The organism is Flavobacterium sp. 40-81 (assembly GCF_001898245.1).
In the GTDB taxonomy this organism is placed as follows: Bacteria; Bacteroidota; Bacteroidia; order Flavobacteriales; family Flavobacteriaceae; genus Flavobacterium; species Flavobacterium inviolabile.
In genome coordinates this window covers 1-18,385 of record NZ_MKTM01000036.1, presented here as the reverse complement: position 1 = coordinate 18,385, position 18,385 = coordinate 1, and the positions used below count along the sequence as shown (strand labels likewise).

The following is an 18,385-nucleotide window of genomic DNA, read 5'->3' as shown; positions in this document are numbered from 1 at the left end:
AAAAAAGAAATCTTATGGAACATTTACAGGAGCAAATCGAAGCCCTCAACAAGCAATTGGCCATTCAGCTGCCGCCGGAAGTAATCGCCGCATTCAATGAAGCCATTGCCGGTTTAAAATCCCGGAATATTACCCAAAATGCTCTTAAAACCGGAACGTCTTTTCCCGATGGAGCCCTGCTCGATCATAAAGGAGAAACTGTTTGGCTAAGCGGGCTGCAGCGACATAAAAAACTGGTTATTGCTTTTTTCAGAGGTTCCTGGTGTCCTTACTGCAACCTGGAATTAAAAGCATTACAGGACGCCTATCCGCTTATATTGGAAAAAGAAGCCGAACTGATTGCCGTTTCACCCCAAATGCCTGTTTATAATGCGGCACTGCTGGAAGAGCATCCATTCGGTTTTAAGATTTTTACCGATAAAAACAACGACCTTGCCAAACAATCCGGCATTGCCTTTACACTGCCCGATTTTGTTATTCCGTATTATGAAAGCCTCGGAATTAAATTGCAGGATTTCAACAATACCGCTGCTGCTGTTTTGCCTATTCCTGCTATATTTGTGATAAACGAAGATAACAGCATTGCCTACCGTTTTATCGATGCTGATTATCGGAACCGTATCGTTATTTCAGAACTAATAGCCGCGTTATGACAACAAGAAAAGGAGCCCGGACCATTGCCGCAATACCGCCATCAATTTTAGACCAGCTCAACAGGGGCGAAATTGAATCGGCCAACCTTAACGAATGGCTGGCCATCAACCAGAAGCAGCTGTTGGAAACCGTTTTAACACAATACAACCGGAAGACTTATTTACAGGATATCCTGACGGACATTTCAAATTTAAAAAAGCAAACGGTCACAACCATCAATGAGGCTATTGGTGTAGGGTTGTTAACGCAAAGCTATATCCATAACGATACGGCACTTTTTGATCTGCTGTCGCAACATCCGTCAGACACCGTACGCTGCTGGGCGGTCTTCTTTGTCGGTAAAGACGAGGCTACTGTAGCGGAAAAACTGGAACGGATGAAAGTCTTTGCCGCCGACCGTCATTTTGGGGTACGGGAACTCAGCTGGCTGGCGATACGTCCGGACATTACTGACAATCTGGAAACAACCATCACACTGCTAACGCCCTGGACCCGGTCTGAAAACGAATATATCCGGCGTTTTGCCAGTGAGTCCATCAGGCCGAGAGGCGTGTGGTGCAAACATATCGAAGCATTAAAGGAAACTCCGGAATTAGCCTTACCCATATTGGAACCTTTAAAAGCCGATACTTCCAAATATGTGCGCGACAGTGTTGGCAACTGGCTTAACGATGCTTCCAAAACAAGACCGGAATTTGTGGTCAGCCTGTGTAAAAAATGGGAAAAGGAAAACAATTCTAAAGAAACAGCCTATATCCTGAAAAAAGCAAGGCGAAGTATTCTGAAATAAAAAACTATAAGTCGTATCTTTGAATAGTTACTCCAAATTGAAGTCATGTCGGATACCCGCTTAAAAATCTTTCACACAGTCGCCAGGCATCTGAGCTTTACAAAAGCTTCCGAAGAGTTATGCATTACCCAGCCTGCCGTTACCAAAAACATCAAAGAGCTGGAATCCGAATTTGACATCCGTTTGTTTGAAAGAAAAGGCAATAAGATCGAATTAACCGAAGCCGGGCAGCTGCTTTTCAATCACTCGGAAGATATTTTTGAAATTTACAAAAGGATCCATTTCGATTTAAGTCTTTTAAAAGAACGCCATTCCGGTGAACTGCAGCTGGGCGCCAGTACCACGCTAAGCCAGTATATCCTTCCTCCCGTTCTGGCTAATTTTTACAGACATTTTCCGGATATCCGGATTTCGCTTATCAATGCCAATACCGAAAAAATTGAAAAAGCCGTTATCCAGAAAAAAGTAGCTTTGGGAATTGTGGAAGGAAAATCAAAAAATGTAGCCTTAAAATACACGCCTTTTTTAAAGGATGAAATTGTAGCCGTTGTACACACTTCTCAAAAACTGGCAAACAAAGATAACCTCAGCATGGCGGAATTTTTAAAAACACCGCTGGTATTAAGGGAAGCCGGTTCCGGCAGTCTTGATATTATTTTACACGAACTGGGCAAGCATTCCGTTCACCTGAAAGACCTGAATGTTATTATGCATTTGGGCAGTACCGAAAGTATAAAATCCTTCCTGGCAAATTCCAATTGTATTGCCTTTGTGTCCATTACAGCCGTTAGCAAAGAAATTGTAAACGGCGAGTTTAAAGTTATTGACATTGAAAACCTCGACATCAAGCGCATTTTTTATTTCGCTCATTTACAAGGAAAAACGGAGCGCATCCCGGAAATCTTCATGCGTTTCACCCAAAACAGTATAACCGGAAGTTATAGCTTATAACTATTTATCATTGGCCTGGGACTGTATATATTCCGAATTTTGTGCTTACAAACAACAAAACAAATCATGGAATCAACCAGCCCAGAAAACAAAATCAAAATACTGTTTTTCAGCATTTTTATCATTTTATGTCTTTTCCCTTTCTTTTCACCGCCAATAGCTTTATTGTCGGGTTTCCTGCTCACTTTGTTCCTGGGCAATCCTTTTCAGAAATTCAGCCACAGTGCCACCAGGATATTATTGCAGTTTTCGGTGGTGGGTCTGGGTTTCGGAATGAACATTACCGAAGCGGTCAAAACCGGAAAGGAAGGTTTTCTCTTCACCATAGTATCCATCACTACAACATTGATCGTCGGATTGCTTGTCGGGAAGCTGTTTGCGATTAACCGGAAAACCAGTTTTTTAATTTCCTCCGGAACCGCTATTTGCGGCGGAAGTGCTATTGCTGCCCTGAGTCCGGTTGTTAAAGCCGGAGAAGAAGAAATATCCGTTTCTCTGGCAACGATCTTTATCCTTAATTCAATAGCATTATTCGTCTTTCCGCTGTTGGGACATGTCTTTCATTTAAGTCAGCCGCAATTTGGGATGTGGTGTGCCATTGCCATTCACGATACCAGTTCTGTGGTTGGAGCCGCCCAGCGGTTTGGCGACGAAGCCTTACAGATAGCCACTACTGTAAAACTGCAACGTGCCTTATGGATCATACCGGTTTCGGTTGTAACAGCGCTGGTTTTTAAAAATAAGGAAAGTAAGGTAGTCGTTCCGTATTTTATCTTCCTGTTTATTGCGGCCATGCTTTTCAACAGCTGTTTTCCCGCTTTCCAGCCAATAAACGAAGTCATTGTCATGCTGGCAAAAAAAGGACTGACAATAACCCTGTTCCTGATCGGAGCCGGATTAACAAAAGAATCACTGAAAAAAGCCGGTATAAAACCTTTGGCTCAGGGTGTCCTGTTATGGCTTTTTATATCCGTAGTATCGCTTGTGGTTATTGTGAATACCATTGCTTAGTGAAGACTATAAAAAATTAAAGGGAGCCTAAACTACTCCCTTTTATATTACGCTATTCTGGAACCGTTTTCAACTTTAAAATCCGGAGCCAGTAAAATAACATCCCCCTCTTCGGGAACCGCACCTAAAACGAGGCACTCACTCATGAATTTTCCAATTTGTTTTTTAGGGAAATTAACCACAGCTACAATTTGTCTTCCTATTAAAACGTCTTTTGTATATCGTTTGGTAATTTGTGCGGACGATTTGCGGATACCTATTGCTGCTCCGAAATCGATCGTTAACTGAAAGGCCGGTTTTCGGGCTTCCGGAAAATCATTGACTTCCAGTATGGTACCCACTCTCATTTCTACTTTTTCAAAATCGCCCCAGCTTATTGTTTCTTGTTCCATAATTAATTTTAAACTATTCGTTTTCCAAAATTAGCAAATCATTTTACATTTATTTATCTTTAACTCTTTTAATAATTATACTACATTTTACAAATGGCACGTACTCCGTCAAACATGTTACCGCTTGGAACCATAGCACCTGAATTTTATTTAAAAGATACCAATTCGGCAGCGGCTTATTATTCCTTCTCCGATTTAAAAGGAGAAAAGGGCACCGTAGTCATGTTTATCTGTAACCACTGCCCTTTTGTACATCATGTTATCGACGAAGTTGTCCGCATTGCTAATGACTATCGCGTTCAGGGTATCGGTTTTATCGCCATATCCAGTAATGATGTGGTGAATTATCCGCAGGATGCTCCGGAGCTGATGACGGAATTTGCCTTTGAGAATAAGTTTGAGTTTCCATACCTGTATGATGAGAACCAGCTTGCTGCCAAAAATTATGATGCTGCCTGTACGCCGGATTTTTATCTATTTGACAACCTGGACAGATTGGTGTACCGCGGACAGCTGGACGACAGCAGACCCGCCAACGGAATTCCGCTAAGCGGCAGCGATTTAAGAGGCGCAATTGACGGTGTTATTTACAACCGGGTTATCAATCCGGAACAAAAACCCAGTTTGGGCTGCAATATTAAATGGAAATGATGCTTATCTAAAAAAATTAGCTACCTTTGCGCTGTGTAAATATACCAGCTATGTTGAGCAATCAGACTTTAACGGTAATCAGGCCACTGTTTTCTGCAAGGAAACGCAGTGTGGCTGTCCTATTTTCACACAACAAAGCCTTCATTAATTAGACCCCGTATATAACAGTTTTTTCTTTTTTATATATACGCGGGTACATTCCTTTCAAACTTTATACAGTAAATTAATTTAATTCGATAGAAAGATCTGTCGGACGCTTTTGCTTATTTATCATGACATCTAAAAAGTTTTTTGCAACGTTGGTTGCACGCCAAATTATCTGGTTCGTCACTATTTTGTTACTTTTAACAGGATTGTATCTTGTTCAATTCCACAATATCGCCTGGGAAGTCCTTTTAATTCCCATTGCTATTCTTGCGGTTATTGCTGTTGATACCTTTCAGTCCAAGCATTCCATTCGCCGTAACTACCCGCTGGTAGGAAGGATGCGTTATCTTTTTGAATCCGTTCGCCCGGAATTCAGACAGTATTTCTTTGAAGGGGAACTGGACGGAAAACCATTTAACCGCAGGCAGCGTTCCATTGTGTACCAGCGTGCTAAAAACGAAAAGCAAACCATTTCTTTTGGAATGCAGGATGATCCGAACCGCATTGGCTATGAGTGGGCAGCCCATTCGATATATCCCAAAAAAGCAAACGAAAAAGATTTCAGGGTTACTATTGGTAATACCCAGTGCCTGCAACCGTATAGTGCCAGCATTTTAAACATCAGCGCCATGAGTTACGGGGCATTGAGCAAAACTGCCGTTACCTCGTTGAACAAAGGAGCCAAAATGGGGAATTTTGCCCATAATACCGGCGAAGGCGGTATCAGTGATTACCATTTACAGGGTGGTGATCTGATCTGGCAGATCGGAACCGGATATTTCGGCTGCCGTAATCTGGATGGCAGTTTTTCAAATGAATTATTTGCCGAAAGAGCTGCCTATCCGGAAGTTAAAATGGTGGAATTAAAACTGTCACAAGGGGCAAAACCGGGACATGGCGGTTTACTGCCGGCTGAGAAAAACACTCCAGAAATTGCAAAGATCAGAAGTATCGAACCGTACACTACGGTACACTCGCCATCGGCACATACCGCTTTTAGCAATGCTATTGAACTGATGTATTTTATAAACCAGCTGCGTCAGCTTTCCAATGGGAAACCGGTAGGATTCAAGATCTGTATCGGACGTCAGGATGAGTTTATCAATATCGTGGAAGCCATGATGGAAACCCGCATTTTCCCTGACTTTATTACTGTTGACGGAGCAGAAGGCGGAACCGGGGCAGCACCTTTGGAATTTATCGATTATATGGGTATGGCCCTTTCTGATGCTTTGGTGTTTGTGAGTTCCACTTTAAAAACCTACGGTATTCGCGAACAGGTTAAAATTCTGGCTGCCGGAAAAATCATTTCGGCATTCGACCTTGCAAAAGCGTTTGCTTTGGGTGCCGATGCCTGTTATAGTGCCCGCGGAATGATGTTCTCATTAGGCTGTATCCAGGCATTGCAATGCGACAGCGGTAAATGTCCGGTAGGGATTGCCACGCAGGATAAAGCGTTATACAAGGGAATTGATATTACCGACAAGAGCGTACGTGTTGCCAATTTCCATAAAAATACCATGAAAGCCCTGAGTGAATTTATCGGTGCCTGCGGATTTGAAAAACCAAAAGAGATTACGCCAGCCGTATTTTTCAGAAGAACGGAAGGCAGTGCCAACCGCAGTTTTGCAGACCTTTATTTTAAAGGAAAGCTGCAGGATCACAACAGCAAAAAAGAAATGTCAAATTTTTAAAAGATAAAAGTTATGAAACCAATACCCGTTTTATCATTGACCGACTATCAACTACTTCGTGAGTTGACAAAAAATAGCGGCGACAATAAAAGTGCAAAAGAAATCATGCAGCTGTCAAATGAATTGGATCGTGCTATCGTGAACAAAGATGATATTGTAGCCGATAATATTGTCAGAATCAACTCTTTTGTAGAAATTGAAGACACTAAGGCAAAACAACGCATGAAAATTCAGATTGTGCTGCCGCAATTATCAAACATTAAGGAAGGGAAAGTTTCTGTAATCGCTCCGTTAAGTATCGCACTGATAGGATTTAAAGAGAATGACGAAGTAGATTGGGAAATGCCTGCCGGAATAAAATCACTGCGCATCATATCGGTAACCAATCCTGTCGTTTAATGCTTCTTTACAAAACACCTTCTTTTGGGAACGGTGTTTTTTTTATGCTACTCCCGTTCTAAAATAATTTCCACCGGCCGGTTCGTTCTGGGTCCGAATTGCTGCGCCTGGCGTTCGTTTTGTGCCGAACATAAAACATACATATTGAAACTGTTTAGCTGCAAAGACTGTGTTTTAAAACGTCCGCCGTTAGCTTCCCCGTCTGTATCCTCTACTTTAATAAAAAAATTATCGGCCGGAAACGTGTTCGCTACAGACAACAGGTAATTGTCTTTTGCAAAGGGAAAAAACCATCTTGTTTTCTGATCCTTTACTTCTTCGGTTACCCGGTTGCCGTTTTCGTCAATTTTATAGTTGGATGAAAAAACCAATGGCTTGTTGCTGTTTGTCCAGCTATAGATATTGTTGACATTGATGATTTCCTTTCCGGATTCGTCAGCAATAGTGATCTTTAAATTTTTGATATTTTCTTTTTTCCCGTTTTCATGCACATTCAGCACCAGATAAGACGTAAAATCATATCCGCAATGCTGGGCAGGCAATTGGGCTTTCGCCGTAAAAAAGAGAAACAGAAGAAGAAAACTTAAATAACGCATGTTCATAAATTATGGGCGTAAAAATACGAAAGCAAATGATAATTCAATAAAAAAAGCCCTCAAAATGAGGGCTTTTCTATTTATCAGTATGAGAGCTGTGGTTAAGCTAAACTTTCTTCAAAAACCGGTGTGTATCTGCGTTTGGCTTTGCCTAAAAGCACTTTCGCGATCTGGTCTGAAATCTGGTTGTCCGGCAACAATCGGTCTAACCAGAAAAATTCTCCTGCCGAGTTTATTTCCAGGAAATAATATTCATCATCCGGAGTTACAATAATATCGATGGCGCCGTAATTCACATCATACATGTCCATCATCTGTAATAATTTCACTCTCAGATCGGCCGGTAATTCATACGGTTTCCAGTCTTCCAGCAATTCAATACCTTCCCTTCTCCAGTCCAGTTTGGCATTATCCATTTTTTGAGAATCGATTTCAAAAGCATAAATTTCCTCACCAACTATCGTGATACGCAATTCTACTTTCTTATCTAATTTTTCCTGAAACTGCATCGGACAATATTGAAGCGTCTCGATATTATCCAGGTCTTCTTCTTTTATTAAGTTGGTAAAAACAACATTTTCAACACCGTTTCTTTCAATGGCAAAAGAACTCTGCATTTTTGTGATAACGCCTCCCGGATGGTCTTTTACAAAACGTTTTGCTTCTTCCGGGCTATTGGTGATACAGCTTTCCGGAACTTTCATCCCCAGATAGGCTGCGATTTTCATTTGCTCTTCCTTACTGTCCAGACGTCTGTATTTGCTGTATTTCCCTAACTGGAAACAGTTCATGCTTTCCAGCATTCCGAAAAAAGTAGCGCGGATTTCGCCATAAACACTGCCCAGATATTCTCTTTCCAGAACAGTATCCAAACGGCCACCCAAATTATGGCTGCGTCGGTACCATAACGATGCAATATCATGAATGGATACCCGTTCTCCTTCATAATCAAGATATGTTTTCCACTCGCCGTTTTCATAGCAGGTGCTCAAACCGTATTTCAGAGGATATTCGTCTACATTAAAACGAATCGGCTCACCGCCGTGTTCTCTAATTTTTCTTGAAACAATATCAATACATTCATTATCCAGAGTATGCGTAATAATCAATACTTTTTCCATAAATATTTTTTTATGTTATGCCTCGTTTGCCAATAAGGTTCACTATATAACAGTTATTAATAATTTCCTGATTTAAAAAAGCAATTCTATAAACTATATTCTTGCTATGAGTTTTTCAGCGATGGTTTCTCCGATCGGATATCCCAGATCCCGCTGAATCATCCCCCATTCTCCTTGTGGGTTAACTTCTAAAAAAACATAATCGCCATCTTTCCGGCGGATTATATCGATTGCTCCAAAATACAGACCGATGTTTTTCATCATCGTATCCAGAGCGGTACAAACGGTATCCGGCAACACATAAGGCTCCCAGGACGGCTTGATATCATTGGCCGCGCGCCAATCGGTTTTACCGGCTTCCGATGCTTCGGCATTAATTTTTCCGGTATAAAAAGTACCGTCAATATAAATGACCCGCAATTCATACAGCTTCGCAATATTGCGCTGAAAAATCATCGGACAATAGGGCAAAGTGTCTAATCGTTCCAGATCGGATTCCTGAATGAGCGTTGTTGGAAAAAAAGGAGTGTTTCCTTTCATACTGCGCGATAACGAGCCATGTAATTTGGCTATCATATTCCCCTGACAAACCGAATAAAAGAAATCTTTTACTTTATCCGGGTCATTGGTAAAAAGACTTTCCGGAATGATTAATCCTGCCTCGCGGGCAAAGGATAATTGTTCCAGTTTGTTCTCTCCTATTCTGTGATCGAGTTCCATCGGGTTCATCCAAGGAACATCTTTGAGTGATGCAAAGAACAGGTTGCGCATTGTGGTATATTCCTGAAAATAAATATTTTTAAACGAATCATCCAGATCATCGGGAAGTGCAATCCTCCATAACTTCCTGTAATAAACCGCTTCAATATCTTTTACTGTAAAAGAATGGTCTCCCTGCTGTATGCTCACTGAAACTTCCTGTGAATCACAGGAATAATCAAATTGCAGCTGATGGGAAAATTCATCAGAATTTAACCTGAAAACTTCTTTACCTAATTCTTTTAATCGCTTAATTACTATGTCAATAGTATAAAAATCATTACTGTGGCTTATACATAATATCATCTAAAAACAGAAAAAGCAATGACTTGTCAAACAAGCCATTGCTATTAAACTTATAATTACAACTCTGTAAACGGTCCTCCAGGCTCAAGGATTGGCCCTCCGGTTTCATCGTTATCAGATGGATATTTCATAGTTTGTAATAAATCGTATCTTGGTACAGTTACCGGTCCAGGTCCGTCTTCGTTGTCAGATGGGTATTTTAATGTTTGTAAAGTATCAGTAGCTTTTAAAGTTATGATATCTCCACCTTGAACAGAATTCTTCTCTTCGTTTGTCAATTGGTTCTCTAAGAAATTAGCAAAGAAAGGCTTTTTAAGGTCTTTATTGTTTTTCATAATTATTAAATTTTTAAAGTTAATTGAATTGTCTGATCTTATTTGCAAATAATTGACATTCCAAAATACTATTTTTTTACGCTTTTCAGCAAAAAAAATAATTTTATATGAAAAATAAAATCAAGTTACTGGTTTAAAGAATTTTACAACTCTTAACAAAAGTTTTAATTTAATAAATAAATGTTAAATTTAACATTTATTTACTATGCATACACAGCAAAAAAATGTTAAATAAGTATAAAATGAAAAATACAGGCGTTAAAAAACACACAAAATGTATAAAAACAGCATAAAAAAAACTGCCATATAAGGCAGTTTTTACTATAAATGTGATATAGACTATTTTACATCCATTAATTCTACATCAAAAATCAACGTAGCATCCGGCGGAATAACACCACCTGCACCACGGGAACCGTATCCTAAATAGGACGGAATTACAAAACGGGCTTTATCGCCTACCTGTAATAAAGCAATACCTTCATCCCATCCTTCAATAACCTGTCCTCTTCCTAATGGAAACTCAATAGGCTGTTTTCTTTTGTATGAACTGTCGAAGATCGCTCCGTTCTCTAATGAACCGGAATAGTGAACAGAAACGATTTTACCTTTTTCTGCTTTTTTCCCGCTTCCTTTCTGAATCATTTTATAACGCAGTCCGCTTTCAGTTTTTTCAAAACCGGCTGCTAATTTTTCCAAAGCTTCTTCAGCCTGACGTTTTTGCTCTGCTAAACGTTTTTCTCTTGAACCTTCAAAAGTACGGAACGCTTCAATGGCATTCCATTTCTGAGCTTCTTCCCCTACTCTGATGATTTCCAGGCTATCGATAAGATCACCCTGAGCAACAGCATCAACAATATCCTGTCCTTCAATTACGTGACCGAAAACGGTGTGTTTATTATCCAGCCAAGGTGTTTCAACGTGTGTGATAAAAAACTGAGAACCGTTTGTTCCGGGTCCTGCATTTGCCATCGATAAAACTCCCGGTACATCGTGTTTCAATTCCGGATGAAATTCATCATCAAACTGGTATCCCGGTCCGCCAACACCGCTTCCAAGAGGACAACCTCCCTGAATCATAAAGTCGGCAATAACTCTATGGAATTTTAAACCGTCATAGTATGGTTTTCCCTGTGGTTTTACATCATTTTCTAAATTCCCTTCCGCTAAACCAACAAAGTTCCCAACAGTTCCAGGGGTTTTATCATGCGTTAACTTTACCAAAATAGCTCCTTTGGTAGTATTAAATTTTGCGTAAATTCCGTCTTGCATTTTTTATACTTTTTTAAATAATGAGCAACAAATATAATGTTATTTTATAAATTTATAATTTAAGGCTTCCCGCTTTTATTTGCGTTTGTAAGTCAGTGCATAAATTATGATGGCTGCCACAGACAGCATCGCACCTCCAATTGAGAAAGCATGCCATTTGCCGTAATTCCACAGCCACAAACCAAATGCCGATCCTAAAGCTGTTCCTAAGAAACTGAACGACATATAAACCGTATTCATCCTGTTCCGGGCTTCCGGAAGCAACGAATAAACCCTGGTCTGGTTCGAGATATGTACCGATTGCAGGCCTACATCAATAAAAACAATTCCGATTAATATCCCGATTAAACTCCCGGAAGAAAAATAGAATATGATAAAACTGATCAGCAGCAGCAAACAGCCATAACCAATCACGACCCGCGGATTGCCCTTATCGCCTAATTTCCCGACAAGCGGTGCCGCCAAAGCTCCGGAAGCGCCCACAATTCCGAAAAGGCCTATCGTCGCACTGTTATAATGAAACGGTTCTCCGGATAACAACAAAACCATAGTGGTCCAGAAAGCGCCAAACTGGGCAAAGCTTAACGCATTGATCAGGGTTGCTTCCCGCAATAAAGGCTGTTCTTTGATCAGCGAAAATAAAGATCCTAAAAGTTCTCCGTAAGTTCCTTTAAAATTCGGTCTGTTTACCGGGAATTTCTTTTGTATCACAATCACGATTAGCAAACATAAAACGGCAGCAATCCAGAACATTCCTCTCCAGCCAAGCCAGGCGCCGATAAAGCCGCTGACCGTTCGTGAAATTAAAATGCCGACCAACAAACCGCTCATGACCGTACCGATCACCTTACCTCTTTGTTCCGGCGAAGCCAGGCTTGCCGACAACGGTAAAATCAACTGGGGTACGATGGACGAGGCTCCGATTAAAAAACTGGCGATCTGAAGCATCTTAAAGTTTGTGGCGGTAGCCGCAATGATCAAAGCTGCCACTGCAGCAAGTGTTGTGATTTGTATTTGTTTTTTACGTTCCAGCTTATCGCCCAGCGGAACCATAAAAAACATACCGATTGCATAACCGGCCTGTGTTAGATATGTAATGGTTCCAGCCTGGTCTTCGGGTATAGAAAATTCTTTAGCAATAAGAATTATCAGGGGCTGGCAATAGTACAGATTGGCAACAATCAAACCTGTACAGATGGCCATAAAGCCAACATCTGTTCGGGATAAATTCATGCCGCAAAATTAATTCTATATCTCTTAATTAAATCTTAAATTACCGGAAAAATTTCTTCCGGCATCACCGGATTTTAATACAAACTGTATCTTTGTGAAAACCGTTTTTTTAGCATAAAACCAACTATATTCAAACGGATTTGTAACTTTAAGCAATCAAAAAACAACTATTAAAAACCGAATCATGGATATTCCTGAAGATTACCTTGAAACCAATAAAGCGACCTGGAATGATAAAGTGGATTATCATATCGCTTCCGATTTTTATCAAATGGATGCTTTTTTAAACGGTGAATCCACGTTAAACGATATCGAACTGACGTTATTGGGACCGGTTTCCGGCAAAAAGATCCTGCATCTGCAATGTCATTTCGGGCAGGATACCATTTCTTTAGCCCGCATGGACGCGAAGGTTACCGGAATTGATTTATCCGATAAAGCAATTGCAAAAGCAACGGAATATGCACAGCAAATGAATATCGATGCGACCTTTATCTGTAGTGACGTTTATGATTTACCGAATCATCTGGACGGGCAGTTTGACATTGTTTTTACCAGCTACGGCACTATTGGCTGGTTACCGGACCTGAACAAATGGGCAAAGGTTGTCAACCATTTTCTAAAACCGGGCGGGAAGTTTGTATTTGTGGAGTTCCACCCTGTGGTATGGATGTTTGACAGCAATTTCACGGAAATACAATATGATTATTTCAATACCGAAACCATTATCGAATCGGCCACCGGTACCTATGCCGATAAAGAGGCTCCGATTAAAAATGAATCCGTGAGCTGGAATCACCCGTTAACAGAGGTTATGAGTGCTTTAATACAACATAATCTGGAAATTAATATCTTTGAAGAGTATAATTATTCGCCTTATCCGTGTTTTAACGAAGTGGAAGCATTTGCCCCGAATAAATTCCGTATCAAACATTTAGGCAATAAATTACCCATGACATATTCAATAGTAGCGACAAAAAAATAAACCTATGAAGAGCCTTTATAATCCTGCTTCCAATCAGGACATCATCGACCGCATCAATCAATTGTCACCACACTCTCTTTCTCATTGGGGAAAAATGACCGTAAGTCAAATGATGGAACATTGCCAGGCGCCCATAAAAGTGGCTTTTGGAGAACTAACGCTTAAGCAGAACCTGATCGGGCTGTTGTTCGGAAGAATAGCCAAAAAGAAATTGGTAGAAGACAAACCGTTTGATCCCAATATCCCGACAGCCAAAGAATTTATTATCACTCACGAACCGGATTTCGATGCGGCAAAAACAGCATTAATAGACCGGGTTAGCCGTTTCCAGCAGGGACCCAGCGTTATCAAAAACCTGAAACACCCGTTTTTTGGCCCGATGACACCGGAAGAATGGGATATTTCCCAATGGAAGCACCTGGATCACCATTTAAGACAATTTGGCGTTTAATCCAAAACAACTATGATTTCTCTAAATAAAATAGGATTACTCGTAACCGGATTGCTCTTTTTATCCTGCGAAACAAAAAAGCAGGACATTGCGTTGTCCGGCACCTTTGTTAATGTTTCTTATTTAGAGAAATCAAACCATATACTGCTTGCCGATATTCCGTTTTATGCGGTTGAAATGACCTTTTTAAAAGACAGCGTTTTATTTTCCAATGGTTTCGAAACCGGAAAAATAGCGTTTCATAAAAAAGGCAGTCTGTACACGCTTCACAATGCCTATCAGCATGACGGCACTTTACAGGACATGCAGCTCGAAGCGACTTCCGACAGTACTTTTATTGTAAAAGACAGTGCCTATACAAATACCAAAGGGAATACTGTTTTTTCAAAATCGGCCGCTTCATTTGAAAGCCGGTTAGCCCAAACCATGATTGCCGGAACGTATGAATTTATCTTTCCGGAAACCTTAAAAACAAAAAAGGTACATTTCACCGATAAGGAAATTACCGGCTTTCCCGGTTACAGCCACTATGAATTGTGTTATTCCGGTGACTGTATGCAAATGATTACCGATAAGATCAATGCAATTTACCTTTCCGATGCCAATACAACAACTCTGTTTGGCTGGAAATACGGGCCGGACAATACTATCGAACTGTATAATGTAACCGCTCCCGTTCCGGATATAAAGGGCGATCAGAAGGTTACAACCCGGGCTTATCTGCTTAAAAAAGTGCAGAAATAAATTGATTTCTATTTTTTAAGCTATTTTTGCCAAAATTTTCACTCTATGCGCATTGACATCATTACCCTGTTACCCGAACTGATCCGAAGTCCGTTTGAAGCTTCTATTTTAAAAAGAGCTGTCGATAAAGGCCTTGTAGAAGTTCATTTTCACAACCTTCGCGATTACAGTACCAACAAACACAAAAATGTGGACGATTATCAGTTTGGCGGCGGAGCAGGAATGGTCATGAGTATCGAGCCGATCGATGCCTGTATCAGTAAGCTGAAAAGCGAGCGCGAATATGACGAAGTGGTTTATATGACTCCGGATGGCGAAACCTTAAATCAAAAGATGGCCAACTCCATGTCCCTGTTAAAAAACATCATCATTTTATGTGGCCATTATAAAGGTGTGGACCAGCGCGTAAGAGATCATTTTATTACCAAAGAGATCTCCATTGGCGATTATGTCCTTTCCGGAGGCGAATTAGGAGCTGCCGTTCTGGCCGACAGTATCATCCGTTTGATTCCGGGAGTACTGAGCAATGAAACATCGGCTTTAACCGACAGTTTTCAGGATAATCTGCTCTCTCCTCCTATCTATACACGTCCGGCGGAATACAAAGGATGGAAGGTACCGGATATCTTATTGAGTGGTAATTTTCCGGAAATTGAAAAATGGCGGGAAAACCAGGCTTACGAACATACCAAAACAAGACGTCCCGATTTACTTAACGACTAATAATCAACAAAATAGGCACTCTTAGAAATATTTCAAGAAAAGTAAGTTTTTTAGCTATAAAAGACTTGTCTGTTTCGTTAAAATCATTATCTTTGCGCCCATATTTGGACTAACCTCTGACGATAACCGTGAATGTTGCTCTGATTCAAAACAATTAACATTATCTATCATGTCAAATTTATTAAAATTTGTTCAAGACGAATTCGTAGCGAAAAAAGATTTCCCTGAATTCAACGCAGGTGATACTATCACTGTTTATTACGAAATTAAAGAGGGTGAAAAAACCAGAACTCAGTTCTTCAAAGGAGTTGTTATCCAAAAAAGAGGTGCTGGTGTAACGGAAACTTTCACAATCCGTAAAATGTCAGGTGCTGTAGGTGTTGAGCGTATCTTCCCTTTAAACATGCCTGCTTTACAAAAAATTGAATTGAACCAAAGAGGTAAAGTTCGTAGAGCTCGTATCTTCTACTTCAGAGAACTTACTGGTAAAAAAGCAAAAATCAAAGAAAGAAGAAGATAATCTGCTTTCCGATTTTCATAGAACAAGTCCCGATATATTCGGGACTTTTTTTTTGATAAAATCTTACCTTTTAAATTATCATTTTAGCATTTTTCAAACGCCAAATTAATAAAATACTAATTCGAGCGTTAACCCGCTTATTTCGACCGCTTTTTCTTTTCATTTTCTTATCTTTGCTACGCTTTTTTTAAAGGCAAAAAAGAGAACAAACACTACTATATTATTTTCGATACGATTTTAAAAATTCAAACGATGACACAAAAATCAAAGATTATTTACACCATTACAGATGAGGCGCCAATGCTGGCTACACATTCATTATTGCCAATTGTAAAAGCATTCACGGCTCCGTCTGGTATTGAAATAGAAACAAGAGACATTTCTCTTGCAGGAAGAATACTGGCTAACTTCCCGGAATTCCTGAAAGAAGAACAACGTATTAATGATGATCTGGCAGAATTGGGACAACTGGCAACAACTCCTGAAGCAAACATCATCAAATTACCAAATATTTCTGCTTCTGTTCCACAGTTAAAAGCAGCTATCAAAGAATTACAGGCACATGGTTATGCTGTTCCCGATTTTCCGGAAGAGCCTAAAAACGATGCTGAAAAAGAAATTAAAGCAAAATATGCTAAAGTATTGGGTTCTGCCGTAAACCCGGTTTTACGTGAAGGAAATTCCGATCGTAGAGCGCCAAAGGCGGTTAAGAATTATGCAAAAGCCAATCCGCATTCAATGGGACCATGGTCGGCAGATTCCAAAACCCATGTAGCCAGTATGGAGCAGGGTGATTTCTACGGAAGTGAAACATCGGTAACGGTAAATGAAGCTACAGACGTTAAAATCGAATTCGTTGCTGCCGATGGTACTGCTACGGTATTAAAAGCAAGTACGCCTTTAAAAGCCGGTGAAATCATCGACAGTTCGGTAATGAGCCTAAAAGCTTTAAAAAGCTATGTGGCTAAAGAAATTGAAGATGCCAGAGCTAAAAATGTATTGCTTTCGATTCACCTGAAAGCTACAATGATGAAAATTTCCGATCCGATTATCTTCGGAGCGATCGTAGAAGTTTATTTTAAAGAAGTATTCGAAAAATATGCTGCTTTATTTGAAACTTTAAATATTGATACCCGTAACGGTTTGGGGGATGTTTATGCAAAAATTGCCGGACATCCGCAACAGGCTGAAGTGGAAGCGGCTATTCAGGAAACGTATAAAAAAGGACCTGCATTGGCAATGGTTAATTCCGATAAAGGAATCACGAACCTGCACGTACCTTCAGATGTGATCGTGGATGCTTCGATGCCTGCTATGATCCGTACTTCCGGACAAATGTGGAATGCCGAAGGAAAACAGGAAGATACCAAAGCATTGATCCCGGACAGATGCTATTCCGGACTTTACACGGCTACTATTGATTTCTGTAAAAAGAACGGTGCTTTCGACCCTAAAACAATGGGAAGTGTACCAAATGTTGGTTTGATGGCTCAAAAAGCAGAAGAATACGGATCGCACGATAAAACGTTCCAGGCTACTGCTACCGGTGTTATCCGTGTAGTGGATACTAATGGTACCGTATTATTACAGCAAAATGTGGAAGCTGGTGATATTTTCAGAATGTGTCAAACAAAAGATGCACCTATCCAGGACTGGGTTAAACTTGCCGTAAACAGAGCAAAAGCAACCAATACACCAACGGTATTCTGGTTAGATGAAAACAGAGCTCACGACAGAGAATTAATCAAAAAAGTAACTGCTTATTTAAAAGATTATGATACAACCGGATTGGATATCAGAATCCTTTCTCCGGTGGATGCTACGATTTTCTCATTAGAAAGAATCAAAGCCGGATTGGATACTATTTCGGTAACCGGAAACGTATTGCGTGATTATTTAACCGACTTATTCCCTATTTTAGAATTAGGTACTTCTGCCAAAATGTTATCGATCGTTCCTTTAATGAACGGTGGTGGTTTATTTGAAACAGGAGCCGGAGGTTCTGCACCGAAACACGTAGAACAATTCCTTGAAGAAGGTTACCTACGTTGGGATTCTCTTGGAGAGTTCCTGGCATTAGCGGTATCTTTAGAGCATTTAGGAAATGTATTCAACAAAAACAAAGCTTTGGTTCTTTCGGAAACATTAGACCAGGCTACTGAAAAATTCCTTGCAAATGATAAATCTCCTGCCCGTAAAGTAGGACAGATTGACAACAGAGGTTCTCACTTCTATCTGGCATTATACTGGGCTGAAGCTTTAGCGGCACAAACTAAAGATGCAGAATTACAGGCACAGTTTGCTCCTATTGCAAAAGAACTTTTTGAAAATGAAGCACAAATTAACGGTGAGTTAATCGGTGCTCAGGGGAAAGCTCAGAATATCGGCGGTTATTACCACCCAGCGCAGACATTAACAGACGAGGCAATGCGTCCAAGTACGACTTTAAATACAATTTTAAATAAAATTGCTTAATTAGTTTCGTCATTATAAAAACAAAAAGGCAACCGTATGGTTGCCTTTTTTTATGATGATACCTTTTGCTTACAAACATAAAAAAACCCGCTCTTTCGAGCGGGCTTTTACATTATTATCACAATCTAAAACTAATTATCGTTTTAACGAGAAGTGCGCCTTAAATTCTTTTAATT

Annotated in this window: 20 protein-coding genes; 13 read left to right on the top strand and 7 right to left on the bottom strand. The window is 40.2% G+C overall.

Annotation, left to right across the window (positions count from 1 at the left end; translation table 11 throughout):
* Positions 1–14 precede the first annotated feature (14 nt).
* The 4 genes from BGO42_RS14740 to BGO42_RS14725 all read left to right on the top strand — a co-directional run bounded on the left by BGO42_RS14740 (position 15) and on the right by BGO42_RS14725 (position 3,406).
* Positions 15–653, top strand: a complete 639-nt coding sequence (locus tag BGO42_RS14740) for a peroxiredoxin-like family protein (protein ID WP_273247095.1) — start codon at positions 15–17, stop codon at positions 651–653.
* Positions 650–1,444, top strand: coding sequence for a DNA alkylation repair protein (locus BGO42_RS14735; RefSeq protein ID WP_273247096.1), 795 nt, complete (start codon positions 650–652; stop codon positions 1,442–1,444). Before BGO42_RS14740 ends, BGO42_RS14735 begins: the two co-directional genes overlap by 4 nt.
* Positions 1,445–1,489: 45 nt before the next feature.
* A complete protein-coding gene (locus tag BGO42_RS14730; protein ID WP_273247097.1) occupies positions 1,490–2,395 on the top strand; it encodes a LysR family transcriptional regulator in 906 nt (301 codons plus the stop codon).
* A gap of 66 nt (positions 2,396–2,461) precedes the next feature.
* Entirely contained in the window at positions 2,462–3,406 is a 945-nt protein-coding gene (locus BGO42_RS14725) for a YeiH family protein (protein ID WP_273247098.1), read from the top strand.
* A 47-nt stretch (positions 3,407–3,453) separates the two neighbouring features.
* Here BGO42_RS14725 and BGO42_RS14720 read toward each other — a convergent pair whose 3' ends face one another.
* Positions 3,454–3,798 carry a tRNA-binding protein gene (locus BGO42_RS14720; RefSeq protein WP_273247099.1) on the bottom strand — a complete coding sequence of 115 codons (345 nt, stop codon included), beginning with the start codon at positions 3,796–3,798 and terminating at the stop codon, positions 3,454–3,456.
* A 93-nt stretch (positions 3,799–3,891) separates the two neighbouring features.
* On the opposite strand from BGO42_RS14720, the gene BGO42_RS14715 reads away from it, so the two are divergent.
* The 3 genes from BGO42_RS14715 (at position 3,892) to BGO42_RS14705 (ending at position 6,689) form a co-directional block, all read left to right on the top strand.
* Positions 3,892–4,449 carry a thioredoxin family protein gene (locus BGO42_RS14715; RefSeq protein ID WP_273247100.1) on the top strand — a complete coding sequence of 186 codons (558 nt, stop codon included), beginning with the start codon at positions 3,892–3,894 and terminating at the stop codon, positions 4,447–4,449.
* A 272-nt stretch (positions 4,450–4,721) separates the two neighbouring features.
* Positions 4,722–6,290 carry an FMN-binding glutamate synthase family protein gene (locus tag BGO42_RS14710; RefSeq protein ID WP_414654274.1) on the top strand — a complete coding sequence of 523 codons (1,569 nt, stop codon included), beginning with the start codon at positions 4,722–4,724 and terminating at the stop codon, positions 6,288–6,290.
* 12 nt (positions 6,291–6,302) lie between these two features.
* The gene (locus BGO42_RS14705; protein ID WP_177734249.1) at positions 6,303–6,689 is read left to right on the top strand and encodes a GreA/GreB family elongation factor; all 387 of its coding nucleotides are present in this window, start codon (positions 6,303–6,305) and stop codon (positions 6,687–6,689) included.
* A 47-nt stretch (positions 6,690–6,736) separates the two neighbouring features.
* Here BGO42_RS14705 and BGO42_RS14700 read toward each other — a convergent pair whose 3' ends face one another.
* The 6 genes from BGO42_RS14700 to BGO42_RS14675 form a co-directional block, all read right to left on the bottom strand.
* A complete protein-coding gene (locus BGO42_RS14700) occupies positions 6,737–7,285 on the bottom strand; it encodes a hypothetical protein (protein WP_273247101.1) in 549 nt (182 codons plus the stop codon).
* A gap of 101 nt (positions 7,286–7,386) precedes the next feature.
* The gene (locus BGO42_RS14695) at positions 7,387–8,406 is read right to left on the bottom strand and encodes an MvdC/MvdD family ATP grasp protein (protein WP_177734247.1); all 1,020 of its coding nucleotides are present in this window, start codon (positions 8,404–8,406) and stop codon (positions 7,387–7,389) included.
* Between the two features lie 93 nt (positions 8,407–8,499).
* Complete coding sequence (locus BGO42_RS14690; RefSeq protein WP_177734246.1) at positions 8,500–9,471, bottom strand: MvdC/MvdD family ATP grasp protein; 972 nt, start codon at positions 9,469–9,471, stop codon at positions 8,500–8,502.
* Between the two features lie 56 nt (positions 9,472–9,527).
* On the bottom strand, positions 9,528–9,806 hold the full coding sequence (locus tag BGO42_RS14685; protein WP_177734245.1) for a microviridin/marinostatin family tricyclic proteinase inhibitor: 279 nt from the start codon (positions 9,804–9,806) through the stop codon (positions 9,528–9,530).
* A gap of 339 nt (positions 9,807–10,145) precedes the next feature.
* Positions 10,146–11,078 (bottom strand): peptidylprolyl isomerase, encoded by a 933-nt coding sequence (locus BGO42_RS14680; protein ID WP_177734244.1) that lies wholly within the window; start codon positions 11,076–11,078, stop codon positions 10,146–10,148.
* A 75-nt stretch (positions 11,079–11,153) separates the two neighbouring features.
* Positions 11,154–12,311, bottom strand: coding sequence for an MFS transporter (locus BGO42_RS14675; protein ID WP_177734243.1), 1,158 nt, complete (start codon positions 12,309–12,311; stop codon positions 11,154–11,156).
* Between the two features lie 184 nt (positions 12,312–12,495).
* Between BGO42_RS14675 and BGO42_RS14670 the strand changes: the two genes are divergently transcribed.
* The 6 genes from BGO42_RS14670 (at position 12,496) to BGO42_RS14645 (ending at position 18,209) form a co-directional block, all read left to right on the top strand.
* Positions 12,496–13,296, top strand: a complete 801-nt coding sequence (locus tag BGO42_RS14670) for a class I SAM-dependent methyltransferase (RefSeq protein ID WP_273247102.1) — start codon at positions 12,496–12,498, stop codon at positions 13,294–13,296.
* A gap of 4 nt (positions 13,297–13,300) precedes the next feature.
* A complete protein-coding gene (locus BGO42_RS14665) occupies positions 13,301–13,747 on the top strand; it encodes a DUF1569 domain-containing protein (protein WP_177734241.1) in 447 nt (148 codons plus the stop codon).
* 12 nt (positions 13,748–13,759) lie between these two features.
* Positions 13,760–14,491 (top strand): hypothetical protein, encoded by a 732-nt coding sequence (locus BGO42_RS14660; protein WP_273247103.1) that lies wholly within the window; start codon positions 13,760–13,762, stop codon positions 14,489–14,491.
* A gap of 45 nt (positions 14,492–14,536) precedes the next feature.
* Positions 14,537–15,214 carry a tRNA (guanosine(37)-N1)-methyltransferase TrmD gene (gene trmD, locus BGO42_RS14655; RefSeq protein ID WP_177734239.1) on the top strand — a complete coding sequence of 226 codons (678 nt, stop codon included), beginning with the start codon at positions 14,537–14,539 and terminating at the stop codon, positions 15,212–15,214.
* Positions 15,215–15,383: 169 nt separating this feature from the next.
* Positions 15,384–15,734, top strand: a complete 351-nt coding sequence (gene rplS / locus BGO42_RS14650; protein WP_177734238.1) for a 50S ribosomal protein L19 — start codon at positions 15,384–15,386, stop codon at positions 15,732–15,734.
* Between the two features lie 252 nt (positions 15,735–15,986).
* Positions 15,987–18,209 (top strand): NADP-dependent isocitrate dehydrogenase, encoded by a 2,223-nt coding sequence (locus BGO42_RS14645; RefSeq protein WP_177734237.1) that lies wholly within the window; start codon positions 15,987–15,989, stop codon positions 18,207–18,209.
* Positions 18,210–18,385 lie beyond the last annotated feature (176 nt).